The sequence below is a fragment of the Enterobacter sp. N18-03635 genome (genome assembly GCF_004006055.1).
Taxonomy (GTDB): domain Bacteria; phylum Pseudomonadota; class Gammaproteobacteria; order Enterobacterales; family Enterobacteriaceae; genus Enterobacter; species Enterobacter vonholyi.
Map to the genome: position 1 here is coordinate 3,970,829 of NZ_CP034769.1, position 16,432 is coordinate 3,987,260.

Sequence of the window (16,432 nt, forward strand, 5' to 3'; positions counted from 1 at the left end):
CGGCCCTAGTTCAGTTCAATGGCGAAGTAGTCACGCGCATTGTTAAAGCAGATGTTTTTCACCATTTCGCCCAGCAGCTGGATATCCGCTGGCGCTTCGCCTGCGTGCACCCAGCGGCCAATCATCTGGCACAGAATGCGGCGGAAATATTCATGACGGGTATAGGACAGGAAGCTGCGGCTGTCGGTCAGCATGCCGACAAAGCGGCTTAGCAGGCCAAGCTGCGCCAGCTGCGTCATCTGACGTTCCATACCGTCTTTCTGATCGTTGAACCACCAGCCGGAGCCGAACTGCATCTTGCCCGGCATCCCTTCGCCCTGGAAGTTGCCGACCATGGTACCCAGCACTTCGTTATCGCGCGGGTTCAGGCAGTACAGGATGGTTTTAGGCAGCAGATTTTGTTCGTTCTGTTTGCTCAGAAGTTTGGACAGCTCTTCTGCCAGCGGACGGTCGTTGATGGAGTCGAAGCCTACATCCGCACCCAGCAGCTTAAACTGGCGCTGGTTGTTATTGCGCAGCGCACCGATATGGTACTGCTGTACCCAGCCGCGACGCGCATATTCCGCACCGAGGAACACCAGTACCGCCGTTTTGAACTGCGCCACTTCGTGCTCGCTAAGCGATTCACCGGAGAGACGACGTGCCAGAATGCTGTCCAGCTCGGCCTCGTTTGATTCTGCAAACAGCACCACGTCCAGCGCGTGGTCAGAGACTTTACAGCCGTGCGCCGCGAAGTGATCCAGACGTTTGGTCAGCGCGGTTTGCAGGTCGGTGAAACGACGGATGTCGGTATCGGACACTTCCGCCAGCTTCGCCATGTAGTCGGCGAAGGTAGCCTGCTCAATGTTGAAGGCTTTGTCCGGGCGCCAGCTTGGCAGCACTTTGATATCAAAAGAGGTGTCTTTGGCGATAACCGCATGATGCTCCAGAGAGTCAATCGGATCGTCGGTGGTGCCCACCATCTTCACGTTCATCTGCTTCATGATGCCGCGCGCGGAGAAGTTATCCTGCGCCAGCAGGGCGTTGCAGCGCTCCCAGATTTCATCGGCGGTCGTTGGGGAGAGCAGTTTGCCGGTGATGCCAAACGGACGGCGAAGCTCAAGGTGCGTCCAGTGGTAAAGCGGGTTGCCGATGGTGTGCGGAACAGTCGCCGCCCAGGCGTCAAACTTCTCGCGGTCGGTCGCATCGCCGGTACACAGGCGCTCAGCCACGCCGTTGGTGCGCATGGCGCGCCATTTGTAGTGGTCACCCTTCAGCCAGATGTCATACAGGTTTTTGAAGCGATAATTTTCGGCAACCTGCTGCGGCGGTAAATGGCAGTGGTAGTCGAAAATCGGCTGGTCTTTTGCGTAGTCGTGGTACAGGCGGCGAGCAAATTCGGTATCTAACAGAAAATCGTCGGTCATAAACGGCGTCATTATCGTCTTCCTCATTACGGGAGCGCAGAAAGCGTATGTTCATATGCTGCAAAGTTATCACACCAATTTCCACCAGCCGACGTTTTTTTCGTGAGTGAGATCAATAAACGTCAACAAATAAATTACCCTCAATGGAGTAAACCCTTCTACAAGCCGCATCATTACTGGCTTTGCGCTCAGCAATTAATGTCCCCACAAAGAATCATACATTTGTGATGTCACTCACCTTTTAAAGTTGTATGACAAGTTATCTTTTCGCCGTCGCAAACTATAAGCCGACGGAATGCATTCCTGGTGTCAGATACACCAGATTTAACGGTACGGATACCGACTTATGCACGCTTACTTATGGCAAGGTTCGGGCCGTTCCGGGACATGCTCCCGGCTGCGCCCCTCCCGTTACACAACTGCTCCCGGAAACGGTCGAGAGGTTGCCGCGTTCTGGCGCGGAAATAACATAACGATGAGGTTTTAGATGCGTAAAATTAAAGGGTTACGTTGGTATATGATTGCACTGGTGACGTTAGGCACCGTGCTGGGCTACCTGACGCGTAACACCGTGGCAGCAGCAGCGCCAACGTTGATGGAAGAGCTGCATATCTCCACGCAGCAATACTCCTACATCATTGCCGCCTACTCCGCGGCTTATACCATCATGCAGCCTGTTGCTGGCTATGTGCTGGACATTCTCGGTACCAAAATCGGTTATGCCTTCTTCGCCATCGCCTGGGCGGTGTTCTGCGGAGCCACCGCGCTGGCGGGAAGCTGGGGCGGCCTGGCGCTGGCGCGCGGCGCGGTAGGTGCAGCTGAAGCCGCCATGATCCCCGCAGGGCTGAAAGCCAGCTCCGAGTGGTTCCCGGCAAAAGAGCGTTCCATTGCGGTCGGTTACTTCAACGTCGGCTCGTCCATCGGGGCGATGATTGCACCACCGCTGGTGGTGTGGGCTATCGTGATGCACAGCTGGCAGATGGCGTTCATCATCTCTGGCGTGCTGAGCTTTGCGTGGGCCATGGCGTGGCTGATTTTCTATAAACATCCGCGCGATCAGAAAAAACTGTCTGAAGAAGAACGCGAGTACATCATTGGTGGTCAGGAAGCGCAGCATCAGACCAACAACGGCAAAAAAATGACCGTCTGGCAGATCCTGGGCACCCGTCAGTTCTGGGGTATCGCCCTGCCGCGTTTCCTGGCCGAGCCGGCATGGGGTACCTTCAACGCGTGGATCCCCCTGTTCATGTTTAAAGTCTACGGCTTTAACCTGAAAGAAATCGCGATGTTCGCCTGGATGCCGATGCTGTTCGCTGACCTGGGCTGTATCGTGGGCGGATACCTGCCACCGCTGTTCCAGCGCTGGTTTGGGGTGAACCTGATTGTTTCCCGTAAAATGGTAGTGACCATGGGCGCACTGCTGATGATTGGCCCGGGCATGATCGGCCTGTTCACCAGCCCGTATGTGGCCATCGCCCTGCTGTGCATCGGCGGATTTGCTCACCAGTCCCTGTCCGGCGCGCTGATTACGCTCTCCTCTGACGTCTTTGGCCGTAACGAAGTGGCCACCGCCAACGGCCTGACAGGGATGGCCGCCTGGACCGCGAGTACGATGTTTGCGCTGGTGGTCGGCGCACTGGCGGATACCATCGGCTTCAGCCCGCTGTTCGCCGTGCTGGCTATTTTCGACCTGCTGGGCGCTGTGGTGATCTGGACGGTGCTGAAAAGCAAATCGGCAGAAGAGCTGGCGAAAGAGTCCCTCGGGAAACCGGCTACGCAAAGTTAGCGAAAATGCGTTTCACCGAAGCCGCCTCCGGGCGGCTTTTTTAATGGCAAAATCTGGAGAGTGGCACGCAAAAGTGGTATAACAAATCATCTGCCGTACCCTGCCTGGAGCGCATATGGAAATCACCGAACCACGTCGTTTATATCAACAACTTGCTGCCGAGCTGAAAGATCGCATCGAGCAAGGAGTCTATCTTGTCGGTGATAAACTTCCCGCCGAGCGCTTCATTGCGGATGAAAAAAGCGTCAGCCGCACCGTGGTGCGCGAAGCCATCATCATGCTGGAAGTGGAAGGCTACGTTGAGGTACGCAAAGGCTCCGGCATTCACGTGATTTCTAATCTGCCGAAACACTCTCCCGTCGCGGACGAAAGTCTGGAATTCGCCAGCTACGGTCCGTTTGAGCTGCTCCAGGCTCGCCAACTGATCGAAAGCAATATTGCTGAGTTTGCGGCGACGCAGGTGACCAAGCAGGACATCATGAAGCTGATGGAAATCCAGGAGAATGCCCGTAAGGAAAAATGTTTCCGCGATTCAGAGTGGGATCTGCAGTTTCACGTCCAGGTCGCCCTGGCAACCCAAAATACGGCGCTGGCGGCAATCGTTGAGAAAATGTGGACTCAGCGCGTTCATAACCCGTACTGGAAGAAACTGCACGACCATATCGATTCCCGTACCGTCGACAACTGGTGTGACGATCACGATCAAATCCTTAAGGCGCTGATTCGTAAAGATCCCCATGCCGCTAAGCTGGCGATGTGGCAGCATCTGGAAAACACCAAGCAGATGCTGTTCAATGAAACCAGCGACGACTTCGAATTTAACGCTGACCGCTATCTTTTCGCCGATAATCCCGTTGTTCATCTCGATACGGCCCCCAGTGCCGCAAAATAGATGACCTTCCCGCTGGCAGGCGCCTCGCTGCGCCTTCTGGCTCCAGTGGGTAAGCAAAACATATATAGTGTCAGCCTTTGTAAATCCCCTCGCTCACTTCCTGGGCTTACGCCAAAATCAACTCACGCCTGCAAATTCTGTGACGCAGAACGTTGGGCTTTGTTACAATTGGATTCACTTCGTTATTTTGTAAGTTAGTGCTTGCTAACCAGCCAATTAACAGGGAAACGTGTTGGCCACACCGCAATGTGTCCGCGAGCGACCATAATGAAATCACAACAATGTCGCCGTGCTGTTTGCCCCGGATAACAGGCGTGACGTTAACCGATTTCCAGGAACACTGAATGGAACTTTTGACCCAACTACTGCATGCCCTTTGGGCGCAGGATTTTGAAACGCTGGCCAACCCTTCCATGATTGGCATGCTCTATTTCGTCTTGTTTATGATCCTGTTCCTTGAGAACGGTTTGCTGCCTGCTGCCTTCCTGCCTGGTGACAGTTTGCTGGTGCTCGTCGGCGTGCTGTGTGCCAAAGGGGCGATGGCGTTTCCGCAAACTATTTTATTACTGACCGTCGCGGCCAGCCTCGGCTGCTGGGTGAGCTACATCCAGGGTAGATGGCTGGGCAATACCCGGATCGTCCAGAACTGGCTCTCGCACCTGCCTGCACATTATCATCAGCGGGCGCACCACCTTTTCCATAAGCACGGGCTTTCCGCGCTGCTGATTGGCCGCTTTATCGCGTTTGTACGTACGCTGTTGCCGACCATTGCCGGTCTGTCGGGGCTGAGCAGCGCCCGCTTCCAGTTCTTTAACTGGATGAGCGGTCTGTTATGGGTGCTTATTCTGACAACGCTCGGCTATGCGTTGGGTAAAACGCCGGTGTTTATGAAATATGAAGACCAGCTGATGTCCTGCCTGATGCTGCTGCCTGTGGTTCTGCTGGTCTTCGGCCTGATCGGCTCTCTGGTCGTGCTGTGGAAAAAGAAATACGGAGCCAGAGGCTAACGATGGCTATCTCACCGCTTGCCCTGCGCCGTTTTGCCTGTGCCGTGATTACACTGGGGGTGCTCAGCGCTATGCTTCTGGCATGGAGCGCGCTTTCGCACCAGGAATCCACGCTTGCCATTCGCCCGGTGAACCAGGGTGCCAGCGTGCCTGACGGTTTTTCTGTCTGGCACCATCTGGACGCGAACGGGATCCGCTTTAAAAGCATCACCCCACAGGACGATGTTTTACTGATCAAGTTTGATTCCCGAGCGCAAAGTGCCGCCGCAAAAGTGGTTCTCGACCGTACGCTGCCGCACGGGTATATCATTGCCCAGCAGGAAGATGAGAGCCAGCCTGCAGCCTGGCTCTCGTTGATTCGCGATACGTCGCATCGGTTTGGATAACTTCCAGGATTCCGAATCTTTTCACTCACTTTGGTGAATCCCCCGTTTACTTACTATGCTTAAGTACGCGGAGCACCCCTCGACTGTACTCCGCATAACTTTGGATAGCGGCTTACGCCGCAACACAATGGAAGGTTTCGATAATGAAATTCCGCATGACTCTGGCTCTGGCCCTTTTTTCTTTAAGCACAGCATCCTTCGCAAACTCTCTTTGTCAGGAGAAAGAACAGGATATTCAGCGTGAGATCGGTTATGCCGAAAAGCATAACAATCAGCACCGTGTTGACGGTCTTAAAAAAGCGCTGAGCGAAGTGAAAGCGAACTGTTCAGACAGCAAGCTTCGTGCCGACCACAAGAAGAAAATCGCTGAACAGAAGGACGAGATAGCCGAGCGCCGTCGCGACCTGCAGGAAGCGAAAGAGAAAGGGGATGCGGAAAAAATTGCTAAGCGCGAGAAGAAGTTGAAAGAAGCGCAGGACGACCTGAAAGCGCTGGAAGCTCGCGATTATTGAGTTAACGGAAATCTCAACAGGAGAGAGAATCATGTCAAAAGATACGACGTCTGAACATCTGCGCGCTGAACTGAAATCCCTGGCCGATACCCTTGAAGAGGTGCTGAACTCCTCTGCTGACAAGTCAAAAGAAGAGGTCAGCAAGCTGCGCAGCAAGGCGGAGCAGGCCCTGAAAGAGAGCCGCTACCGCCTGGGTGAAACCGGTGATGCACTGGCGAAACAGACCCGCGAAGCGGCTGCCCGCGCGGACGAATACGTGCGTGATAATCCATGGACGGGTGTAGGAATTGGTGCCGCAGTGGGTGTGGTACTGGGTGTCCTTCTGACGCGTCGTTGATATGGAAGATCCTCGTCACGCACAAGGGCCTGCTAACAACGTCCTCGGCATCGGCCAGCGTATTTTAACAACGCTGGTCGGGATTGCCGAAACGCGCGTCCGGCTGGCAGTGGTTGAGCTGGAAGAGGAGAAAGCCAACCTCTTCCAGATGCTGCTGATGCTCGGACTGACCATGCTCTTCGCCGCGTTTGGTCTGATGAGCCTGATGGTGTTAATCATCTGGGCCATTGACCCGCAGTATCGTCTTAACGCCATGATTGCCACCACCGTCGTTCTGCTGGTAGCAGCGTTGATTGGCGGTATCTGGACGCTGCGTAAAGCGCGTAAGTCCACGTTCCTGCGCCATACGCGTCAGGAGCTGGCTAACGATCGCGCCCTGCTGGAGGATGACAAGCCGTGAGCGGTAAAGCCGAACGTCAAAAGCGAAAAGCGTACCTGCTAAGCCAGATCCAGCAGCAACGGCTGGATCTGTCGGCCAGCCGTCGCGACTGGATTGACGCGACGCGACGGTTTGACCGAGGCTGGAACACCTTCCTGAGCCTGCGTTCATGGGCGCTGGTCGGCAGCAGCGTGATGGCTATCTGGACGGTTCGTCATCCAAATATGCTCATCCGCTGGGCGCGCCGTGGGTTTGGTGCCTGGAGCGCCTGGCGCCTGGTGAAAGCAACGTTGCGGCAGCAGCAATTACGCTAGCCTTCTCGCCGGGTAAGGCGTAGCCGCCACCCGGCAAAATCCTCCCCCTCACTTACTCAATATCTTTGAAGAAGATTGACAGTTTTCCTTGCTAACAATTGCCACCCGCCCCGTTTATTATCCTCTCCATCGACAGCAACGACGCGGTATCTACCCGGAATTGCAGACAAATAACGTTCAGCCGCTGATGTGGTTTCCTGGAGAGTAAAATGAAAAAATTAGAAGATGTTGGTGTACTGGTAGCGCGTATTCTGATGCCAATTCTGTTCATCGTGGCAGGTTGGGGAAAAATCACCGGTTATGCGGGTACCCAGCAGTATATGGAAGCCATGGGCGTTCCGGGATTCCTGTTGCCACTGACCATTCTTCTTGAGTTCGGCGGCGGCCTGGCAGTCCTGTTCGGCTTCCTGACCCGCACTACCGCGCTGTTTACTGCAGGCTTCACCGTACTGACGGCGTTCATCTTCCACAGCAACTTTGCGGAAGGCGTGAACTCTCTGATGTTCATGAAAAACCTGACCATCGCGGGTGGCTTCCTGCTGCTGGCCGTCACTGGCCCGGGCGCATACAGCATCGACCGCGTTCTGAATAAGAAATGGTAAGCACGCTATACTGAATGAACTCAAAGCGAGGAGACATCTCCTCGCTTTTGCTATCTGACGGAGGAGAAAAAATGGGACAACTCGTAGACGGCGTATGGCAGGATGTCTGGTATGACACCAAATCCACCGGAGGTCGCTTCAAGCGCTCAGTTTCGGCCTTCCGTAACTGGCTGACCGCCGACGGTGCCCCCGGCCCGAGCGGCGAAGGCGGCTTCGCGGCTGAGAAAGACCGTTATCATCTTTATGTTTCCCTTGCCTGCCCGTGGGCGCACCGCACGCTAATTGTGCGCAAGCTCAAAGGTCTCGAATCCTTAATTCCGGTTTCGGTGGTCAACCCACTGATGCTGGAAAACGGCTGGACGTTCGACAGTGATTTTCCTGCGGCAACCGGCGACGAACTGTATCACCACGATTTCCTGTACCAGCTCTATCTGCGCGCCGATCCGCACTACACCGGGCGCGTGACCGTGCCTGTGCTGTGGGACAAGAAAAACCAGACGATTGTCAGCAATGAGTCTGCGGAAATCATCCGCATGTTCAATACCGCATTTGATGCGCACGGCGCTCGTGCCGGCGATTATTACCCGGTTGAACTGCGCGATAAGATTGACGAGCTGAACGGCTGGATTTACGACAACGTCAACAACGGTGTCTACAAGGCCGGTTTCGCCACCAGCCAGGAAGCGTATGACGAAGCGGTCGGGAAGGTGTTTGAATCACTGGAACGCCTGGAGCAGATCCTGGGCCAGCATCGCTACCTGACGGGCGATCGCCTGACGGAAGCGGACATTCGCCTGTGGACCACGCTGGTTCGCTTTGATCCGGTTTACGTCACCCACTTTAAGTGCGATAAACACCGCATCAGCGACTACCTGAACCTGTATGGTTTCCTGCGCGACATCTACCAGATGCCGGGCATCGCCGACACGGTCGACTTCGACCATATTCGCACCCACTATTTCCGCAGCCACAAGACCATCAACCCGACGGGTATTATCTCCATCGGCCCGTGGCAGAACCTGGATGAACCGCACGGGCGCGACGTCCGATTTGGATAAATATTAAGGGCATCAATAGATGCCCTTTTTTAATTCACAATCTCCATCTATCCTTACTTTGATTGCTTAGAAAACAAGTGATTGACCGATTATTGAGGCAAGGAAAATGGACTGGTATCTGAAAGTACTGCGCAACTACATTGGATTTGGTGGCCGCGCCCGCCGCAAAGAGTACTGGATGTTCGTTCTGGTGAACTTCATCCTCATCATGGTGCTGGGTATTGTGGATAAAATTCTTGGCTGGGAGCGGGCTGGCGGTGAAGGCGTGCTGACCACCATTTATGGCCTGTTAGTCCTGCTGCCATCGTGGGCGGTACTGTTCCGTCGGCTGCACGATACCGATCGTTCAGCGTGGTGGTTATTGCTGCTGTTGATCCCGATCGTGGGCTGGATCGTGATTTTGATTTTCAACTGTCAGAGCGGAACGCCGGGCGAAAACCGTTTTGGTCCCGATCCTAAGATCGGCGCGTAAATTACTGCCCGGTGGCGCTTACGCTTACCGGGCCTGTACGCTTATTTGTTGTGGTGCGCAAAGAGCTTTGGAATTTCTCGCAGGCACCACGATTTGGCTTCGCCCATGCTGTCGCGACGCCACGCCATAATGATATCCACTTCGCTGGTGTACTCCGGGCTCACAACCCGCAGTCGTCCTTCCGCAATATCTTTTTCCACAAACGGGTACGGCATCGTCGCCACGCCCAGACCGGCCAGCAGCGCCTGCCGTTTGTCCTCCAGCGAGGTCACCGTCAGACGAGGCTGTTTATCCAGCAGCTGCACCGTCAGCACCGGACGCTCGCGCGCGGTATCCGCGACCGCCACGCCGCGATACTTCACGCGCGTCACTTCAGAGAGCGGCTCGGGTTCCTGATGAATCGGGTGGTTGGGGGCGGCAACGTAAACATTCATCACGCTGTAGAGCTTGCGCGAGTTGATTTCCGACGATGAGCGGAAGTGCATGTCCGGCGCAATAACGATATCTGCCCTGCCCGTCTCCAGACGTTCCCACGCCCCTGCCAGCACCTCGGTGATGATGGACAGCTGCGTATTGGCCTTCGCTGCCAGGCGGTCCACCAGCGGGAACAGCGCTTCGGTCGGCACCAGCGCTTCGGTCACGAGCGTGAGATGGGTTTCCCAGCCGCGCGCCAGCGCTTCGGCGTCTGTCGTCAGCTTGTCCGCCGCTTCCAGCAGTACGCGGCCGCGCTCCAGCAGCATTCGGCCGACGTTGGTGAATTTTGTTCGATGACCGGAGCGGTCAAAAAGCACCACGTCCAGCTCTTCTTCCAGCTTCTGCATGGTGTAGCTCAGCGCAGACGGAACGCGCCCCAGTTCATCGGCTGCCGCCGCAAAACTGCCGCGCCGGTCAATCGCGTCCATGACGCGAAGCGCCTCAAGCGTCAATGCTCTCTCTTTAGCCATCTCGTTCTCATTCAGGAAATTTGAACATACCGGGCAGAATATCTGGCTAACAATGAAGCGTCCATACCTTTACCATTGTTTTAGTGTAAAGAGAGGTCAAGTTTATGATTACGACAAGAACAGCTAAACAGTGCGGACAAGCCGATTTCGGTTGGCTGCAGGCCCGCTACACCTTTTCCTTTGGACACTACTTTGACCCTAAACTCCTCGGTTACGCTTCACTGCGCGTGCTGAACCAGGAAGTGCTCGCCCCGGGCGCATCCTTCCAGCCGCGTACGTACCCGAAAGTCGATATCCTGAACCTGATCCTGGAAGGCGAGGCAGAATACCGCGATAGCGAGGGCAATCATGTCCAGGCAAAGGCTGGCGAAGCGTTGTTAATTTCCACACAGCCGGGTATCAGCTACAGCGAACATAACCTCAGCAAAGACAAAACGCTGACCCGCATGCAGCTATGGCTGGACGCCTGCCCTGAGCGGGAAAATCCGCTGGTCCAGAAGTTAGATTTAACGGGCGATAAGCAGCAGCTGATTGCATCGCCGGACGGCAGTACAGGTAGCCTGCAGCTGCGCCAGCAGGTGTGGCTGCATCATATCGAACTGAAGAAAGGTGAACAGGCGAGCTTCCAGCTTCACGGTCCGCGCGCCTATCTGCAGTCTATTCACGGTACGGTGCATGCGGTGACGCACACGGAAGAGAAAGAAGCCCTCACCTGCGGCGACGGGGCGTTTATTCGTGATGAAGCGAATATCACGCTGGTGGCAGATACGCCGCTGCGCGCGCTGCTGATTGATTTGCCGGTTTAGAGAATGCCCTCACCTTAACCCTCTCCCAACGGGAGAGGGAACCGCTCGAGCCTCGGCAGAATTATCCGGCGCCGTACGCGACGACGAAATCACTCTGCCAGCGCGTTGGCCATATCAGTTCTAATCTGTTTACGCTGTTCCGGCGTTAATACCTGGCTGACGTCGAAGTAATATTTCACGCGGTAATAACGGGTCTGCTCTTCAATCTTGCTAAAGGCGGCAAGCTGGCTTTTGACCGTGCTTTCGTCCCATTTACCCGCCTGGAACATGTCGACCAGCGCGCCGTCCTTCACGCCCGTCATCGGGATCTTGCTGACATTTTGTTCCAGCTGCTTATGCAGCTCTTCAATCTTCTTAACCTGCTCATTGCTGAGCTTCAGGTGCTGTACCAGCGGATCCTGCGATGGAGACGGAGCAGCCTCAACGTTCGCGGCCTGTGCCGTAAAACTGCACACTGCCAGCGAGGCGGCGACCAGCGCAATACGGGTCATTTTCATCATCTTACTGTCCTTACATGCTGTGATAGGAAAAGCGGGCATTGTTTTTCAAGAGCGGATGAATATGTGTGAGTAATTATATAAACAATTTTGTATGTTTCGCGGGCAAAAACATGCCCCCTGGGTTGAGGGGGCATGAGCACTTAGATTTAGATTGACTGGGTAAACGTTCGAGAAATCACGTCCTGCTGCTGTTCCCGCGTCAGCGCATTAAACCGCACCGCATAGCCCGAAACGCGGATGGTCAGATTCGGGTAATTCTCCGGATGCGCAATGGCATCCAGCAGCATCTCCCGGTTCATCACGTTAACGTTCAGGTGCTGCCCGCCCTCAATAGATGCTTCGTGATGGAAGTACCCGTCCAGCAGCCCCACCAGGTTGGTTTTGCGCACCAGCTCGTCCTTACCCAACGCCTGCGGCACAATGGAGAAGGTGTAGGAGATGCCATCTTTCGCATAGGTAAATGGCAGCTTGGCAACCGACGTTAGCGAGGCCACCGCCCCTTTTCTGTCGCGGCCATGCATCGGGTTTGCGCCTGGCGCAAACGGCGTGCCGCCGCGGCGTCCGTCCGGCGTGTTCCCGGTCTTCTGGCCGTAAACCACGTTGGAGGTGATGGTCAGGATCGACTGGGTCGGCACCGCGTTGCGATAGGTTGGCAGCGCCTGAATTTTCTTCATAAAGCGCTCCACCAGGTCGCAGGCAATGCTGTCCACACGGTCGTCGTTGTTGCCGTACTGCGGATAGTCCCCTTCAATCACGAAATCGACCGCCAGGCCAGTATGGTCGCGCACCGGCTTCACCGTAGCGTATTTAATCGCCGACAGGGAATCCGCCGCTACCGACAGCCCGGCAATGCCGCAGGCCATGGTGCGATAGACATCCCGGTCGTGCAGCGCCATCAGCGAGGCTTCGTAGCTGTACTTATCATGCATGTAGTGAATGAGATTCAGGGCGCTGATGTACTGCACCGCCAGCCAGTCCATAAAGTGATCGAGACTCGCCATCACGGTGTCGTAATCCAGCACGTCGTCCAGCAGCGGCTCGGTTTTTGGCCCGACCTGGATCTTCAGCTTTTCGTCCACCCCACCGTTGATCGCGTACAGCAGCGTTTTGGCAAGGTTGGCGCGCGCGCCAAAGAACTGCATCTGCTTGCCGATCACCATCGGGCTGACGCAGCAGGCAATGGCATAATCGTCGCTGTTGAAGTCCGCACGCATCAGATCGTCGTTCTCATACTGCAGCGAAGAGGTGACGATCGACACCTGCGCGGCGTATTTCTTGAACGCGATCGGCAGCTGTTCTGACCAGAGGATCGTCAGGTTCGGCTCCGGCGCGGGTCCCATGGTGTGCAGGGTATGCAGATAGCGGAAGCTGTTTTTGGTCACCAGCGTGCGTCCGTCCAGCCCCATGCCGCCGATCACTTCCGTCGCCCAGATCGGATCGCCGGAGAAGAGCGTGTCGAACTCCGGCGTGCGCAGGAAGCGCACCATGCGGATCTTCATGATGAAGTGGTCGATCAGCTCCTGCGCCTGCACCTCGCTCAGCCGCCCCGCCTGCATGTCGCGTTCGATGTAGATATCGAGGAACGAGGCCGTGCGCCCCAGCGACATCGCCCCGCCGTTCTGGGATTTCACCGCTGCCAGGTAGGCAAAATAGACCCACTGCACCGCTTCCTGAGCGCCCATAGCCGGACGAGAGATATCAAACCCGTAGTTCGCCGCCATCTGCTGGATCTGCAGCAGCGCGCGCCTGTGCTCCGCCAGCTCTTCGCGCAGGCGGATCGTTGCCTCCAGATCTTCGCCGCGCTCCAGCCTGCCCTGCAGATCGGCAAACTGAAGTTCACGTTCGCGTACCAGATAGCTGATGCCGTAGAGCGCCACGCGGCGGTAATCACCGATGATGCGTCCGCGCCCGTAGCCGTCCGGCAAACCGGTCAGCACGCCGGATTTACGACAGCGCATCATCTCCGGGGAGTAGACGTCAAACACCCCCTGGTTATGGGTTTTGCGCAGGTCGGTAAACAGGTATTCGAACTGCGGATCCATCTCCCGACCATAGGCTTCAAACGAGCTGCGGATCATGTTGATCCCACCGTACGGGTGCAGCGCGCGCTTGAGCGGCTTATCGGTTTGCAGGCCGACGATCGTCTCCAGATCCTGGTCGATGTAGCCAGGCCCGTGGGCCGTAATGGTGGTGGCGATGTTGGTGTCGAAATCCACCGGGGCGTGGGTGGCATTCTCCTGGCGAATGCCGACCATTACCTTCTGCCACAGCGCCGTCGTTGCAGGCGTCGCCTGCGCGAGGAAAGCTTCATCGCCTTCATAAGGGGTGTAGTTATGCTGAATAAAATCGCGGACGTTGACGGCGTTTTTCCATTCTTCACCGCGAAACCCGGCCCATGCGTCGCTGTAGGGCGCGACGCCCGTATCGATTGTTACTTTCATGTGTTTCTCGCTTTATCAGGCGTAAGCCGCAGCCGGGGTAACCTTCCCAAGACGGAGGGCGTCCAGCGCGATCATTTTTTCTTCGTTGGTAGGGACCACCGCGCAGGCCACGCGGGACGATTCGGTGGAGATCACGCGCTCACCCGCGCTGCCCGGCAGGGCATTTTTGGCGTCGTCGAGGATAATGCCGAAGACTTTCAGATGTTCCGCCACCAGAGCGCGAATCAGCGTTGAGTTTTCGCCAATGCCGCCGGTAAAGACCACCCCATCCAGGCGGTGCAGCGACGCCGCGTGCCCGGCGATATGTCGCGCAATGCGGTGAACAAAGGTATGGATAGCCAGCTGCGCCCGCTCATTGCCTTCGTCCCAGGCTTTCTCCAGCGCGCGTAAATCGGAGGAGATGCCGGAGATCCCAAGCAATCCCGACTCTTTATTGACCACGCGCTCCAGATCCTCTAACGACTGGCCGGTTTGCTGGGCAATCCACGCCATCGCGCCGAAGTCCACGTCGCCGCAGCGCGTCCCCATTATCAGCCCTTCCAGCGGCGTCATCCCCATCGAGGTGTCGACGCTTTCGCCGTTGCGCACCGCGCAGATGGACGCCCCGTTGCCGAGATGGGCAATCACCAGGCCGCTGTCATCGGGGGACAGGCCGAGAAGCGTATGCGCCTGCGCGGCCACGTAGCGGTGAGAGGTGCCGTGGAAGCCGTAGCGGCGCACGCCCAGCGCTTCAAAATAACGATACGGCAATCCGTACAGATACGCCTGAGGCGGCAGCGTCTGGTGGAAGCTGGTATCAAATACCGCTACCTGCTGCACGCCCGGGAACAGATGTTGTGCAGCTTCCACGCCGCTCAGGTTGGCGTAGTTATGCAGCGGCGCCAGCGGTGAGACCTGGCGGATCTGCTCAATCACCTCTTCCGTGATCAGGGTCGACTCGCTGAAAAGATTGCCCCCGTGAGCAATGCGATGGCCAATTAAGGCCACGCTGCTCATCAGGTTACGCTTCTCCAGCTCCAGGGCGATGGCAGCCAGCGCCCCTTCGTAGTCCTGGTGAGCCAGTCTGGCTGGCTCACCCCCGTTCACGGAAATAATGGCCTTCTCGGTGTTGATCCCGTCTGCAATGCCCGTCATCAGGGCGTCGCAGCTGCTGGCGTCGAGCACCGAAAACTTAACAGAGGACGATCCGCAGTTAATAACCAGTACAACCGGAAACTCAATCATCATGTGACTCCGCTCTTCCTGAGCAATGGTTTAGAACAGTTTGTAAACGATATTCAGAATGGTCAGCAGGCCGACCGCGGTAACGAAGACGTTCTCGGTACGCCCTTTGTATTTTGCCAGCGCCGGTGCTTTGCGGATGGCATACATCGGCAGCAGGCACAGCAGAGAGGCGATGATTGGTGCACCCATGGCTTCAATAAGGTCGAGAATGTTCGGGTTGGCGTAGGCCACAACCCAGGTGGAGCCCATGATGAACACCATGCTGATGGTGTTCAGTTTGCCGACAGAGACTTTCTTCTTATCGCCCTTGTAGCCGAACTTGAGGATCAGGCCATTCAGCCCTTCCAGCGTGCCCAGGTAATGACCGAAGAAAGATTTGAAGATAGCAACCAGCGCGATGATGGAGGCACCGTATTCCAGCACCGTCGCGAACGTCGATTTTGTCCCGGACATTGACGCAAAGTGGTTCGCCAGGTAAGAGAGCACCGGAATGTTCTGTGCCTTGGCGTCCGCCATGTTCTGCGGAGAGAGCGTAAACAGGCAGCTAAAGGCGAAGAACATCACCACGGCCACCATCAACAGGCTGGCGCGACCGATGATTTTGGAACATTTCTGCTCGGTGAACTCTTTTCCGAACTCCGGCTCGTATTCTTCGCGCTTGGAGACCACGAAAGAGGAGACGATAGGCGAGAAGTTGAAGGAGAAGACCATGATGGAGATACCCAGCCACACGGTGACCAGAATGCCGTCATGGCCGGTGAAGGCGATATCGCTCAGGTTGACCTGGTCGATCACCGCTGAGTTCCAGTAAGGGATCAGCGACAGGGAAATCAGCACCAGGCTGGCAATAAACGGGAACACCAGGAAGCTCATTACCTTCACCATCAGGTCTTTACCAAACCAGATAACAAAGGCCATCAGCAGCAGCAGGAACAGCGCCACCACGCCGCGGTTCAGCGCAGGCAGCTGGAGCTGGTTTTCCCAGAAGGTCATAAAGGTGTTGGTAATGGTGACGCCGTAAATCCACAGCAGCGGGCAAATGGCGAAGAAGTAGAGGAACGTAATGACCACCCCACCCGTCTTACCAAAGTGCTCTTCCACCGTTTCGGTGATGTTGCCGGAGACGTTGCTGCCGGAAAGACACAAACGCGCCAGCGCGCGGTGGCAGTAAAACGCAATCGGGAACGCGAGAACCAGCATCAGCAGGATGGGGATTAATCCGCCAAAGCCCGCGCGGATGGGGAAGAACAGCACGCCTGCGCCAATGGCGGTACCAAACAGGCCAAGCGTCCAGGTGGTATCAGACTTACGCCAGGAGGACGTTTTTGTCTGGCCAACGATAATGCTTTCTGTGTTGCTCATAGGT

At 56.1% G+C, this 16,432-nt stretch carries 18 protein-coding genes; 12 read left to right on the forward strand and 6 right to left on the reverse strand.

The window, feature by feature from the left end; genetic code table 11:
• Positions 1 to 5: 5 nt before the first annotated feature.
• Positions 6 to 1,418 (reverse strand): glucuronate isomerase, encoded by a 1,413-nt coding sequence (gene uxaC / locus ELK40_RS19730; protein WP_115876322.1) that lies wholly within the window; start codon positions 1,416 to 1,418, stop codon positions 6 to 8.
• 475 nt (positions 1,419 to 1,893) lie between these two features.
• Here uxaC and ELK40_RS19735 point away from each other — a divergent pair, with 475 nt between their 5' ends.
• The 11 genes from ELK40_RS19735 (at position 1,894) to ELK40_RS19785 (ending at position 9,151) form a co-directional block, all read left to right on the forward strand.
• Positions 1,894 to 3,192, forward strand: a complete 1,299-nt coding sequence (locus tag ELK40_RS19735) for an MFS transporter (RefSeq protein WP_024906406.1) — start codon at positions 1,894 to 1,896, stop codon at positions 3,190 to 3,192.
• Positions 3,193 to 3,307: 115 nt separating this feature from the next.
• Positions 3,308 to 4,084 carry a transcriptional regulator ExuR gene (gene exuR / locus ELK40_RS19740; protein WP_023615584.1) on the forward strand — a complete coding sequence of 259 codons (777 nt, stop codon included), beginning with the start codon at positions 3,308 to 3,310 and terminating at the stop codon, positions 4,082 to 4,084.
• Positions 4,085 to 4,428: 344 nt separating this feature from the next.
• Entirely contained in the window at positions 4,429 to 5,091 is a 663-nt protein-coding gene (gene yqjA / locus ELK40_RS19745; protein ID WP_008503144.1) for a DedA family general envelope maintenance protein YqjA, read from the forward strand.
• Positions 5,092 to 5,093: 2 nt separating this feature from the next.
• Positions 5,094 to 5,477: an EnvZ/OmpR regulon moderator MzrA gene (mzrA, locus tag ELK40_RS19750; protein ID WP_127732377.1), complete on the forward strand. Its 384-nt coding sequence runs from the start codon at positions 5,094 to 5,096 to the stop codon at positions 5,475 to 5,477.
• A 143-nt stretch (positions 5,478 to 5,620) separates the two neighbouring features.
• Complete coding sequence (locus ELK40_RS19755) at positions 5,621 to 5,989, forward strand: DUF1090 domain-containing protein (protein ID WP_023309291.1); 369 nt, start codon at positions 5,621 to 5,623, stop codon at positions 5,987 to 5,989.
• 31 nt (positions 5,990 to 6,020) lie between these two features.
• Positions 6,021 to 6,326: a YqjD family protein gene (locus ELK40_RS19760; protein WP_008503141.1), complete on the forward strand. Its 306-nt coding sequence runs from the start codon at positions 6,021 to 6,023 to the stop codon at positions 6,324 to 6,326.
• Between the two features lies 1 nt (position 6,327).
• Positions 6,328 to 6,726 (forward strand): phage holin family protein, encoded by a 399-nt coding sequence (locus tag ELK40_RS19765; RefSeq protein WP_014885329.1) that lies wholly within the window; start codon positions 6,328 to 6,330, stop codon positions 6,724 to 6,726.
• Positions 6,723 to 7,019: a YqjK-like family protein gene (locus ELK40_RS19770; protein WP_111964937.1), complete on the forward strand. Its 297-nt coding sequence runs from the start codon at positions 6,723 to 6,725 to the stop codon at positions 7,017 to 7,019. Before ELK40_RS19765 ends, ELK40_RS19770 begins: the two co-directional genes overlap by 4 nt.
• Before the next feature lie 209 nt (positions 7,020 to 7,228).
• Positions 7,229 to 7,621 (forward strand): DoxX family protein, encoded by a 393-nt coding sequence (locus ELK40_RS19775; protein WP_023309292.1) that lies wholly within the window; start codon positions 7,229 to 7,231, stop codon positions 7,619 to 7,621.
• A 71-nt stretch (positions 7,622 to 7,692) separates the two neighbouring features.
• On the forward strand, positions 7,693 to 8,679 hold the full coding sequence (locus tag ELK40_RS19780; protein ID WP_127732379.1) for a glutathione S-transferase family protein: 987 nt from the start codon (positions 7,693 to 7,695) through the stop codon (positions 8,677 to 8,679).
• A 106-nt stretch (positions 8,680 to 8,785) separates the two neighbouring features.
• Complete coding sequence (locus ELK40_RS19785) at positions 8,786 to 9,151, forward strand: DUF805 domain-containing protein (RefSeq protein ID WP_023294635.1); 366 nt, start codon at positions 8,786 to 8,788, stop codon at positions 9,149 to 9,151.
• A gap of 41 nt (positions 9,152 to 9,192) precedes the next feature.
• Here the strand turns inward: ELK40_RS19785 and yhaJ are convergent, their stop codons facing one another.
• Positions 9,193 to 10,095 (reverse strand): DNA-binding transcriptional regulator YhaJ, encoded by a 903-nt coding sequence (yhaJ, locus tag ELK40_RS19790; RefSeq protein ID WP_008503135.1) that lies wholly within the window; start codon positions 10,093 to 10,095, stop codon positions 9,193 to 9,195.
• A 104-nt stretch (positions 10,096 to 10,199) separates the two neighbouring features.
• Between yhaJ and ELK40_RS19795 the strand changes: the two genes are divergently transcribed.
• A complete protein-coding gene (locus ELK40_RS19795; protein ID WP_115876325.1) occupies positions 10,200 to 10,901 on the forward strand; it encodes a pirin family protein in 702 nt (233 codons plus the stop codon).
• Between the two features lie 89 nt (positions 10,902 to 10,990).
• Here ELK40_RS19795 and ELK40_RS19800 read toward each other — a convergent pair whose 3' ends face one another.
• The 4 genes from ELK40_RS19800 to tdcC form a co-directional block, all read right to left on the reverse strand.
• Positions 10,991 to 11,401, reverse strand: a complete 411-nt coding sequence (locus tag ELK40_RS19800) for a Spy/CpxP family protein refolding chaperone (protein WP_111964939.1) — start codon at positions 11,399 to 11,401, stop codon at positions 10,991 to 10,993.
• Between the two features lie 146 nt (positions 11,402 to 11,547).
• Positions 11,548 to 13,842 carry a formate C-acetyltransferase gene (pflB, locus tag ELK40_RS19805; RefSeq protein ID WP_127732381.1) on the reverse strand — a complete coding sequence of 765 codons (2,295 nt, stop codon included), beginning with the start codon at positions 13,840 to 13,842 and terminating at the stop codon, positions 11,548 to 11,550.
• 15 nt (positions 13,843 to 13,857) lie between these two features.
• Positions 13,858 to 15,066, reverse strand: coding sequence for a propionate kinase (gene tdcD, locus ELK40_RS19810; protein ID WP_115876388.1), 1,209 nt, complete (start codon positions 15,064 to 15,066; stop codon positions 13,858 to 13,860).
• Positions 15,067 to 15,096: 30 nt separating this feature from the next.
• A complete protein-coding gene (gene tdcC / locus ELK40_RS19815; RefSeq protein WP_127732383.1) occupies positions 15,097 to 16,428 on the reverse strand; it encodes a threonine/serine transporter TdcC in 1,332 nt (443 codons plus the stop codon).
• Positions 16,429 to 16,432 lie beyond the last annotated feature (4 nt).

Coding starts and splice junctions, on each gene's coding strand:
- uxaC (WP_115876322.1), bottom strand. CDS start 1,418: ATGACGCCGTTTATGACCGACGATTTTCTGTTAGATACCGAATTTGCT.
- ELK40_RS19735 (WP_024906406.1), top strand. CDS start 1,894: ATGCGTAAAATTAAAGGGTTACGTTGGTATATGATTGCACTGGTGACG.
- exuR (WP_023615584.1), top strand. CDS start 3,308: ATGGAAATCACCGAACCACGTCGTTTATATCAACAACTTGCTGCCGAG.
- yqjA (WP_008503144.1), top strand. CDS start 4,429: ATGGAACTTTTGACCCAACTACTGCATGCCCTTTGGGCGCAGGATTTT.
- mzrA (WP_127732377.1), top strand. CDS start 5,094: ATGGCTATCTCACCGCTTGCCCTGCGCCGTTTTGCCTGTGCCGTGATT.
- ELK40_RS19755 (WP_023309291.1), top strand. CDS start 5,621: ATGAAATTCCGCATGACTCTGGCTCTGGCCCTTTTTTCTTTAAGCACA.
- ELK40_RS19760 (WP_008503141.1), top strand. CDS start 6,021: ATGTCAAAAGATACGACGTCTGAACATCTGCGCGCTGAACTGAAATCC.
- ELK40_RS19765 (WP_014885329.1), top strand. CDS start 6,328: ATGGAAGATCCTCGTCACGCACAAGGGCCTGCTAACAACGTCCTCGGC.
- ELK40_RS19775 (WP_023309292.1), top strand. CDS start 7,229: ATGAAAAAATTAGAAGATGTTGGTGTACTGGTAGCGCGTATTCTGATG.
- ELK40_RS19780 (WP_127732379.1), top strand. CDS start 7,693: ATGGGACAACTCGTAGACGGCGTATGGCAGGATGTCTGGTATGACACC.
- ELK40_RS19785 (WP_023294635.1), top strand. CDS start 8,786: ATGGACTGGTATCTGAAAGTACTGCGCAACTACATTGGATTTGGTGGC.
- yhaJ (WP_008503135.1), bottom strand. CDS start 10,095: ATGGCTAAAGAGAGAGCATTGACGCTTGAGGCGCTTCGCGTCATGGAC.
- ELK40_RS19795 (WP_115876325.1), top strand. CDS start 10,200: ATGATTACGACAAGAACAGCTAAACAGTGCGGACAAGCCGATTTCGGT.
- ELK40_RS19800 (WP_111964939.1), bottom strand. CDS start 11,401: ATGATGAAAATGACCCGTATTGCGCTGGTCGCCGCCTCGCTGGCAGTG.
- pflB (WP_127732381.1), bottom strand. CDS start 13,842: ATGAAAGTAACAATCGATACGGGCGTCGCGCCCTACAGCGACGCATGG.
- tdcD (WP_115876388.1), bottom strand. CDS start 15,066: ATGATTGAGTTTCCGGTTGTACTGGTTATTAACTGCGGATCGTCCTCT.
- tdcC (WP_127732383.1), bottom strand. CDS start 16,428: ATGAGCAACACAGAAAGCATTATCGTTGGCCAGACAAAAACGTCCTCC.